The organism is Streptomyces camponoticapitis, from assembly GCF_014646115.1.
Taxonomy (GTDB): Bacteria; Actinomycetota; Actinomycetes; order Streptomycetales; family Streptomycetaceae; genus Streptomyces; species Streptomyces camponoticapitis.
The window spans coordinates 1-10,999 of the sequence record NZ_BMMV01000049.1 but is presented as its reverse complement, the minus strand read 5'-3'; the positions used below and the strand labels follow the sequence as shown (position 1 = coordinate 10,999).

Below are 10,999 nucleotides of genomic sequence, written 5' to 3'. Positions count from 1 at the left end.
TCCAGCCCCGGCGCGCCCTTCTCGCCGCGCAGCACCGCGAGCAAGTCCCAGTCCACGTGCGGAGCAAGGGCATCCGCACATGCCCGCAACTGCTCCGCGAAAGCAGGCGACTCCTCAGAGAGACGCACCGCCATACCGGCCCACTGCGACCCCTGGCCCGGGAACATCAGCACCGCGGGGCCGCTCGCGCCACGGGCAACGCCCGACACCGCGCCCGCGGCACCTTCGCCCCGCGCCAGCCCCTCCAGTCCGGCGAGCAGGGTCTCGTGGTCGTCCCCGATCACCACCGCGCGATGGTCGAGACGCGCCCGGGTGGTGGCCAGCGAGTAGCCCACGTCTGCCAGCCGCAGGCCCGGGTCGGCCGCCAGGTGCCGGTGCAGGCGCTCCGCCTGGACACGCAGCGCCGTCTCCGATCGCGCGGACAGCACCAGCGGCACCACCGTCTCGTCCGGCGGCCCACCGTCGTCGTCGGCCGTCGCGGTCGCCGGCGCCTGCTCCAGTACGACGTGGGCGTTGGTGCCGCTGACGCCGAAGGACGACACCCCGGCGCGGCGCGGCCGGCCCGTCTCCGGCCACGGCCGGTTCTCCGTCAGCAGCGACACGGCACCCGTCGACCAGTCGACGTGCGGCGAGGGCTCTTCTACGTGCAGCGTGCGGGGCAGCTCCCCGTGCCGCATGGCCATCACCATCTTGATCACACCGGCCACACCCGCCGCTGCCTGCGTGTGCGCGATGTTCGACTTCACCGATCCCAACCACAACGGCCGGTCCTCAGAGCGGTCCTGGCCGTAGGTCGCGAGCAGCGACTGCGCCTCGATCGGGTCACCCAGCGTGGTCCCCGTGCCGTGCGCCTCCACGGCGTCGACATCGGCCGCCGACAGCCGCGAGTTAGCCAACGCCTGCCGGATCACCCGCTGCTGGGAGGGACCGTTCGGCGCCGTCAGCCCGTTGCTCGCGCCGTCCTGGTTCACCGCGCTGCCGCGCAGCACCGCGAGCACCGGATGCCCGTTGCGTTCGGCATCCGACAGCCGCTCCAGCAGCAGCAGACCCACGCCCTCGCCCCAGCCGGTGCCGTCCGCCGACGAACTGAACGACTTGCACCGCCCGTTCGGGGACAGGCCGCGCTGGCGGCTGAACTCGACGAACGCCGCCGGGCTCGGCAGTACGGTGGCGCCGCCGGCGAGCGCGAGCGAGCACTCCTCCGCCCGCAGCGCCTGCGCCGCGAGGTGCATGGCCACGAGCGACGAGGAACACGCCGTGTCCACCGTCACCGCGGGCCCCTCGAGACCGAAGACGTAGGAGACGCGGCCCGACACCACGCTGGGGAGGCTGCCGGTGACCGCGAAGCCTTCGGCGCTTTCGCTGGAGGTGATGCCCAGGGTGTAGTCCGAAGCCATGGCCCCGACGAACACGCCCACGGGTGAGCCCCGCTGCGCCATCGGGTCCATCTCGGCGCGTTCGAAGACCTCCCATGCGGACTCCAGCAGCAGCCGCTGCTGCGGATCCATCGCCAGCGCCTCGCGCGGCGAGATCCCGAACAGCGCGGCGTCGAACCCGCCGACGTCGTCCATGAACCCGCCGTGCCGCGTGTACGACTTCCCGAGGCTGTCCGGGTCCGGGTCGTACAGCCCGTCGAGGTCCCAGCCCCGGTCGGACGGGAACTCCGAGATGGCGTCGCGGCCCGCGGAGACCAACTGCCAGAGGTCTTCCGGTGTTTGCACCCCTCCCGGGTACCGGCAGCTCATGGCGACGATCGCGATCGGTTCCCTGGCTTGCTTCTCCAGCCGGCTCAGCCGCTCGCGCGTCTGCACGAGCTCGGTCATGAGCCGCTTGGAGTAGTCGAGGAGTTTGCCTTCTTCGGTAGCCATCTGGGGTGCACCTCCAACGTGAAAGACGGGCGGCGTGAGGTCGGGCGTGATCAGTTCAGGCCGAGTTCCTTCTCCATCAGGGCGAGCATTTCCGCGCTGTCCGCGGACTCGATGGCTGCCTTCTTGTCGGTGCTGTCCGCCTCGTCCGGCGCGTCGTCCAGCTTCCAGAGCAGGGCCTGCAACCGGGCGGTGAGTGCGGTTCGTGCCTCGCCTGTCGGCTGCACGCCGGCAAGTGCCGCCTCCAGCCGCGTCAGCTCTTGGTCGACGTGGGTTCCGGCGCCGGCAGCGCCGTTCCCGCCACCGGCACCCAGCTCCCGGCGGATGTGGTCGGCGAGTACGTCGGGGGTGGGGTAGTCGAAGATCAGCGTCGCGGGCAACCGCAGCCCGGTGGCCGCGTTGAGCCGGTTGCGCAGCTCGACGGCCGTCAGGGAGTCGAACCCGATGTCCTTGAACGCCTGCGCGCTGTCCAGCGACTCCGGTGAGGCGTGGCCCAGCACGGAGCCCGCTTGACCCCGGACCAGATCGCTGAGAAGCCGGCGCTGCTCCGCCTCGGACAGCGCGACCAGGCGCCGCACCAGCTCGGAGCTGTCCGCGGCGGCACTCGCGACCCGCCGCGACGGAACCCGGACCATCCCGCGCAGCATCGCAGGTACGCCGCCGGAAGCCCCCTGCCTGCGCAGCCGGGACAACTCCAGCCGGACGGCGATCGCCAGTGCCTCGTCGGTCTTGAGCGCCGCGTCGAACAGCGACAGCCCCTGGTCCGTCGAGAGGCCGACGAAGCCGGAGCGTCCCATACGGGCGATGTCCTGCTCGTCCAAATGCCCGGTCATCCCGCTGGCTTGGGTCCACAGGCCCCACGCCACGGACGTCGCGGTCAGGCCCTGGGCCCGCCGGTGGGCGGCGAGGCCGTCCAGGAAGGCGTTCGCCGCGGCGTAGTTGCCCTGCCCCGGCGCACCGAGGACACCCGCAGCCGAGGAGAAGAGCACGAAAGCCGACAGATCCATGTCCCGCGTCAGCTCGTGCAGATTCACCGCCGCATCGACCTTCGGCCGCAGCACGGCCTCCAGATGTTCTCCCGTCAAGGACCCGATCACGCCGTCGGCCAGGACACCCGCCGAATGCACCACCGCCGCCAGCGGATGCTCATCCGGAATCCCGGACAGCACCGAGGCCAGCGCGTCGCGGTCGGCCGCGTCGCACGCCACCACACTCGCCTGCGCGCCCAGGCCCGCCAGCTCGTCGACCAACTCCGCCGCGCCCGGCGCCGCCATGCCGCGCCGGCTGGTCAGCACCAGATGCCGTACACCGTAGGACTCGGCCAGATGCCGCGCCACGGCCGAGCCGACCACGCCGGTCCCGCCGGTCACCAGCACCGACCCGCTGCCGTCCAGCAGCGGCGGGATCGTCAGCACCACCTTGCCGACGTTGCGCGCCTGGCCCAGGTAGCGGAACGCCTCCCGGGCCCGGCTGACGTCGAACGTCGTCACCGGGATGTGCCGCAGCTCGCCGGCCTCGATCAGGCCCACGACCTCCGTCAGCATCTCCTGCATGCGATCCGGCCCCGACTGCATCAGGTCGTACGCCTCGTACTCCACTCCCGGGAAGGCGGCGGCGATGTCCTGGGGGTCGCGGATGTCGGTCTTGCCCATCTCCAGGAACCGGCCACCGCGCGGCAGGAGCCGCGCGGACGCCTCGACGTACTCTCCGGACAGGGAGTTGAGGACGACATCCACCCCGCGCCCTTCGGTGACCTCCAGGAAATGGCCCTCGAAGTCGAGGTCGCGGGACGAGGCGCGGTGCGCCTCGTCGAATCCCATCTCCTCCAGCACGGCGTGCTTGGGGAGGCTGGCGGTGCCGTAGACCTCGGCGCCCAGATAGCGGGCGATCTGCGTCGCCGCCGTGCCGACGCCGCCGGCCGCCGCGTGGATGAGGAGCGTTTCGCCCTTGCGCAGATCGCCGAGATCCACCAGCCCGTACCAGGCGGTCAGGAACACCGCGGGCACCGCGGCGGCCTCCTCGAAGGACCAGCCCGCGGGCATCTTCACCAGCGCCCGCTGGTCCGCCACCGCCAGCGGGCCGAACGCCTGCGGGACGAATCCCAGCACCCGGTCGCCGACGGCGAAGCCCTCCACGTCGGGCCCCACGGCGGTGACGACACCGGCGCCTTCGCCGCCGGTGAACACGCGGTTCGGGACCATCCCCAGGGCGACGAGCACGTCGCGAAAGTTCAGCCCGGCGGCGCGCATCGCGACGCGCACCTTGCCCGGGGGAAGCGGGTCGTAGACCTCGGGGCAGGGCAGCGGCACCAGACCTTCAAGGCCGATGTCCTTGCCCTGCACGTCCAGGCGCCAGGGCACGCCGTTCGGGGGCGAGAGGAGATCGGGGTGGGTCCGCGCGAGCCGGGGTGCGAGCACTTCTCCCGCCCGCACGGCGAGCTGGGGTTCGTCGCTGTCCAGGAGGGCGGGCAGCAGGCCGGCGGACGCCGGGTCGTCCAGGTCGACCAGGGTGATCCGGTCGCGGTTCTCCGACTGCGCGGAACGCACCAGGCCCCACACACCCGACTCGGTCAGATCCGGCACGTCCTCACCGCGGGCGGTCGACACCGCGGAACGGGTCAGCACCATCAACCGCGAGGACGCCCACCGCTCGTCGGCAAGCCACTCCTGGAGCTGCCCCAGCACCCGCGACACTTCCTGACGCACCGCAGCCGCCACCCCGTCGCCCGACTTCCCGGCTTCCGCGCAGACCAGCGCGACCACGTCGGGGACGGGAGTGCCGGTTTCGAGTGCGGTGCCGAGTGCCGCCATGTCGGCGTAGGTCTCCACGGCGGCACCGGCCGCGTGCAGACCGGCACCCACGCCGTGTACGTCGTCACCGACGATCCCCCACCGGCCGGGCGAACCCCCGGCCGGCGCGGAACCGACGCCGGACAGCGCGGTCCACTCCAGCCGCAGCAGCCCGTCGCCGTCACCGCCGCCCATCCGGGCCAACTGCTCCGGCTCCACCGGCCGTACAACCAGCGAACCGGCCACCGCCACCGGACGGCCCTCCGTGTCGGCGACCTCGACACCGATGCCGTCCGCACCCGTGCGCGACAGCCGCACCCGCAACGCGGACGCACCGGAGGCGAAGAGCCGCACCGAACTCCACGCGAATGGCAACCGCACCTTGCTCTCGCCCGGGAAGAAGTCGCCCAGGCCGCTCGCCTGCACGGCGGCGTCCAGCAGCGCCGGATGCACGCCGAACCCGGCGGCCTGCTCGCGGACGGGCTCGGGCAGCGCGACCTCGGCGAAGACCTCGTCCCCGCGCAGCCACGCGGCCCGCAGCCCCTGGAAGGCGTCGCCATAGCCGTAGCCGGCTTCGGCCGCCCGCTCGTAGTGCCCCTCGATGTCGACGGGGGTGGCGCCCGCGGGCGGCCAGGCCGTGAGGTCACCGGCGACGGGCGCATCGCCGGCCGCCGAGCCGTCGGCCAGGCTGCCGCTCACGTGCTGCGTCCACTCGCCGGCCGCGTCCTCACCGTCGGGGCGGGAGTGCACGGTGAAGGTGCGGAGCCCGCTCTCGTCCTCCGGGGCGACCCGGACCTGGAGTGCCGCACCGCCGCGCTCGGGCAGGATCAGCGGCGCTTCCAGCGTCAGCTCCTCTACCCGGTCGCAGCCGACCTCGTCGCCGGCCCGAATCGCCAGCTCCACAAAGGCGGTACCGGGCATGAGGACCGTCCCGCCCACCGCGTGATCACCCAGCCACGGGTGCGACTGGAGCGACACCCGCCCGGTCAGCACCACACCGCCGTCGGCCAGCTCCACGGCGGCCGCCAGCAACGGGTGCTCCACGGAGCCCTGGCCCAGCTCCATCGGATCCCCGGAGCCGCCCGTGACGGACAGCCAGTAGGGCTCACGCTGGAACTGATAGGTCGGCAGCTCCACCCGCCGCGCCCCTGCGCCGGCGAACATCGCCGGCCAGTCGACGGGGGTGCCGTGGGTGAAGGCCTCCGCGACCGAGGTGGTGAAGCGGTCCAGGCCACCTTCGTCGCGGCGCAGCGACCCCAGGGCCGCGGCAGGCGCGTTGACGTCGTCGATGGTCTCCTGCACCCCGACCACGAGCACCGGATGCGGACTTGCCTCCACGAACACCCGGTGCCCCGCGTCCAGCAGCGCCCGGGTAGCCGCCTCGAACTCCACCGGCTCCCGCAGATTCCGGAACCAGTACGCGGCATCCAGCCCGGCTGTGTCCTCCCACTCCCCCGTCACCGTCGACAGGAAGGGGATCTCCGCGGCCTTCGGCCGGATGTCCGCCAGTGCCGCAAGCAGCTCCTCGCGGACTTCCTCGACGTGCGGCGAGTGCGAGGCGTAGTCCACCGGGACGCGCCGCGTACGGACACCTTCCTCACCGCACTCGGCAGCCAGCTCGTCCAGCGCGGCGTCCGCACCGGAAACGACCACCGACCGCGGCCCGTTGACGGCAGCCACCGACAACGCACCGTCCCAGCGGCCCAGCCGCTCCTCGATCGCTTCCCGGCCCAGCGCGACGGACATCATCCCGCCGCTGCCCGCCAAAGCGACCAGTGCCCGGCTCCGCAGCGCCACCACCTTCGCCGCGTCCGGCAGCGACAAACCACCCGCGACACACACGGCGGCGATCTCTCCCTGCGAGTGCCCGTACACCGCCGCGGGCTCTACTCCGTGCGCCCGCCACAGGTGCGCCAGCGAGACCAGCACCGCGAAAAGCACCGGCTGTACCACGTCCACGCGGTCCAGCCCCGGCGCGCCCTCCTCGCCGTGCAGCACCGCGAGCAGGTCCCAGTCCACGTACGGGGCAAGGGCATCCGCGCACGCCCGCAACTGCTCCGCGAAGGCGGGCGACTCCTCGAAGAGACGCACCGCCATCCCGGCCCATTGCGATCCCTGACCGGGGAACATCAGCACCGCCGGGCCACTCGTGCCACGGGCAACGCCCGTCACCACGCCCGCGGCGCTCTCACCCCGCGCCAACCCCTCCAGGCCGGCAAGCAGACCTTCGTGCTCGCCCGCGAGTACGACTGCCCGGTGCTCCAGGGCAGCGCGGCTCGTGGCCAGCGAGTAGGCCACATCGGTCGCCCGCAGGCCGGGGGCGGCCGCCAGGTGCCGGTGCAAGTGTGCGGCCTGCGCACGCAGCGCCGCCTCGGAACCGGCCGAGACGAGCCAGGGCACGACCGGCATCCCGGGCGCCTCGCCGACGTTGTCACCGTCTTCCGCGCCGGTCCCGGCTTCGTCCGCGGGTGCGGGCGCCTGTTCCAGTACGACGTGGGCGTTGGTGCCGCTGATCCCGAAGGAGGACACCGCGGACCTGCGCGGCTGGCCCGTCTCCGGCCACGGCCGGTTCTCGGTCAGCAGCGACACCGACCCCGTCGACCAGTCGACGTGCGGCGACGGCTGGTCCACGTGCAGCGTGCGGGGCAACTCACCGTGCCGCATCGCCATCACCATCTTGATCACACCGGCCACACCCGCCGCAGCCTGCGTATGCCCGATGTTCGACTTGATCGACCCCAGCCACAACGGCCGGTCGTCGGTACGTTCCTGGCCGTAGGTCGCGAGCAGCGACTGCGCCTCGATCGGGTCACCCAGCGTCGTCCCCGTACCGTGCGCCTCCACCGCATCGACGTCGGCGGGCGTCAGCCGCGAGCTGGCCAGCGCCTGCCGGATGACGCGCTGCTGCGACGGGCCGTTCGGCGCCGTCAGCCCGCTGCTGGCACCGTCCTGGTTCACGGCGCTGCCACGCAGCACCGCGAGCACCGGATGCCCGTTGCGCTCGGCGTCCGACAACCGCTCCAGCAGCAGCAGTCCGACACCTTCGCCCCAGCCGGTGCCGTCGGCCGAGGAACTGAACGACTTGCACCGCCCGTCGGCCGCCAGCCCGCGCTGCCGGCTGAACTCCACGAAGGCGATCGGGCTGGACATGACCGTGGCGCCGCCGGCGAGCGCGAGCGAGCACTCGCCCGATCGCAGCGCCTGCGCCGCGAGGTGCATGGCCACGAGCGACGAGGAACACGCCGTGTCCACCGTCACCGCGGGACCTTCGAGACCGAAGGTGTACGACACGCGGCCCGACACCACGCTGCCCGCGCTGCCGGTGCCGAAGTGGCCCTCGAGCCCTTCCGGGGTACGCGGGAGCCGGGAAAGGTAGTCGTTGTACATGACGCCGGCGAACACGCCGGTCGGGGTACCGCGCAGCGACTGCGGATCGATGCCGGCCCGCTCGAAGACCTCCCACGTGGACTCCAGCAGCAGCCGCTGCTGCGGATCCATCGTCAGTGCCTCGCGCGGCGAGATCCCGAAGAATCCGGCGTCGAAGTGTTCGGCGTCGTGGACGAATCCGCCCTCGCGGGAGTACGTCTTGCCGACCCGCTCGGGGTCCGGGTCGTACAAGCCGTCGACGTCCCAGCCGCGGCCGGTCGGGAACTCGCTGATCGCGTCCCCGCCTTCGGCGACAAGACGCCACAGGGCTTCCGGCGTGTCCACGCCTCCCGGGTAGCGGCAGCTCATCGCGACGATCGCGATGGGCTCGTCCGCCGCCGCCGCGACCGGAACAACCTGCCCGGCCGGTGCCTCCGCCACGCCCACCGACTCCCCGCGTATGTACTCGGCGAGCGCGTCGGGGGTGGGGTAGTCGAAGATCAGCGTCGCGGGCAGCCGCAGGCCGGTGGCCGCGTTGAGCCGGTTGCGCAGCTCGACGGCCATCAGGGAGTCGAGGCCGAGTTCCAGGAAGCCCCGCCTGGCCTCGATGTCGTGTGCCGAGGCGTGGCCGAGCACGGTGGCGGTGTGCGACCGCACCAGCTCCAGTACGCGCCGCCCCTGCTCCGCCGCGGACAGGCCAGCCAATTGCTCGGCCAGCGCGGACGAGGCGTGGGCCGACGTGCCGCCGCGGCTCGGCCGCTGGGCCGGGACGCGTACCAGCTTCCGCAGCAGCGGAGGCATCGTACCTTCGCGGGCCGCCGCACGTGCCGCAGCGAAGTCGAGCCGCATGGGCACAGTCATCGGTGCGTGCAGCGAGAGCGCGGCGTCGAAGAGGGCCAGCCCTTCGGCCGGCGCCATCGGCACCATGCCGCCGCGGGACAGGCGGGCGTTGTGGGCCTGGTCCAGCCGGGCGGTGATGCCTCCGGTCTGATCCCACAGCCCCCATGCCAGCGAGACGGCGGGGAGGCCGGAGTTCCTGCGGTACGCCGCGAGCGCGTCCAGGTACGCGTTGGCCGCGCTGTAGTTGCCCTGCCCCGGCGCACCCAGGACCCCGGCCGCCGAGGAGAACAGCACGAACGCCGACAGGTCCTGCCCGGCGGTCAACTCGTGGAGGTGCCACGCGGCATCCGCCTTCGGGCCGAAGACCCGGTCCAAGTGCCCGGGGGTGAGCGAGGACATCACGCCGTCGTCCAGCACACCTGCAGTGTGGACAACCGCGGTGAGCGGGTGTTCCGCGGGGACCTCGGCCAGCAGTGCGGCCACGGCGTCGCGGTCGGCGACGTCGCACGCGGCGACCGTCGCCGCGGCGCCGAGTTCCGCCAGCTCCGCGGCCAGTTCCTGCGCGCCGGGCGCGTCCATGCCGCGCCGGCTGGTCAGCAGCAGGTGCCGGGCTCCGTGCTCGGCCACCAGATGCCGGGCCACAAGACCGCCGAGCCCGCCGGTGCCGCCGGTGATCAGCACCGTGCCGTCGGGGTCCAGGGCGCGGGGGCCACTGCCGTCGTCGGCCGGGGCTGCGGCCCGTACCAGCCGGGGCGCGTAGAGGGACCCTCCGCGCACGGCGAGTTGGGGCTCGCCCGCGGCGAGCGCCGCGGACAGGGCGGGCCATGGGGCGTCGTGCGCGTCGAGGTCGAGGAGCGCGAAGCGGTCCGGGTGCTCCGACTGCGCGGAGCGGATCAGGCCCCAGAGTGCGGCCCCGGACAGGTCGGCGGGGACGGCGTCGGCCGCGTCCGGTGCCGCCGCGACGGCACCCCGCGTGACGACGACCAGCCGGGCGGAGTCGAAGCGGCGGTCGGCGAGCCAGGTCTGTACGACGCCGAGGATGTCGCCCGCCCTGCCGTGGACCGCGGCGGGATCGCCGGTGACGGCGTCCTGATCCGGTACGTGCCACAGGAGTACGGTCCCGGGGTCGGCCGAGCCCGCCTCGACGGCCTCTGCCAGGCCGGCGAGGTCGGGGAAGGCGGTGACGTCGCCGAGTGCGGAGAGGTCGGGCGCGGCGCCGACAGCCGCCCAGCTTCCCGCGGGTGCCGGGACGTCGGACGCGGCGGGCACCGGTGTCCACTCCAGTGCGAACAGCGACTCGTGCGAGGAGGTCCGCGCGCTGCGCAGTTGCTCCGGGTCGACCGACCGGACCGCGAGCGACTCGACCGCCGCAACGGGCTGTCCTGACGTGTCGGCGATCGTCAGGGAAATGCTGCCGGAGTCGCCGGCGCCGAGCTTGACCCGCAGCGCCGCCAGGTCACCGGCGTACACGGACACGCCGGTCCACGCGAACGGCAGCGCGGGCCCCGCGGCTTCCCGGTCCGCGCCGTCCTGGCGCGAGAGCGCGATCGTGTGGAGCGCCGCGTCCAGCAGCGCGGGGTGCAGGACGAAGCGCGAGCCAGCGGCTTCGTCCGCGAGGGCGACCTCGGCGAAGACGTCGTCGCCGCGTCGCCACGCGGCCTGTAGACCCTGGAAGAGCGGACCGTAGTCGAGGCCGATACCGGCCAGGTCCGTGTAGAGGGCGTCGACGTCGATCGGGGTGGCGTCCGGGGGCGGCCAAGCGGCCAGATCCGTCACGGGCGGGGTCTCCGGTGCGCCGGCCGTCAGGCTGCCGCTGGCGTGCCGCGTCCACTCCGTGGCCGTGTCGTCGGCGTCACCGCGGGAGTGGACGCTGAACGTACGCCGCCCGCCTTCGTCTTCCGGGGCGACCCGGACCTGGAGGGCGACACCGCCGCGGTCGGGGAGCACCAGGGGTGATTCCAGGGTCAGTTCCTCGACGTGGTCGCAGCCGGTCTCGTCACCTGCGCGTATCGCCAGCTCCACGAAAGCGGTGCCCGGCATCAGGACAGTGCCACCCACAACGTGGTCGGCCAGCCACGGCTGCGACTGGACCGACACCCGCCCGGTCAGCACCACACCGCCGTCAGCCACCTCGACAGC

2 protein-coding genes are annotated in these 10,999 nt (G+C 73.1%); both read right to left on the bottom strand.

Annotation, left to right across the window (positions count from 1 at the left end; genetic code table 11):
* Positions 1 to 1,868: type I polyketide synthase (locus tag IEY79_RS36700; RefSeq protein WP_189112000.1), on the bottom strand; the 1,868-nt coding region annotated here is incomplete at its 3' end.
* Between the two features lie 50 nt (positions 1,869 to 1,918).
* On the bottom strand, positions 1,919 to 10,999 hold a 9,081-nt coding region (locus tag IEY79_RS37915), incomplete at its 5' end, for an SDR family NAD(P)-dependent oxidoreductase (protein WP_373292704.1).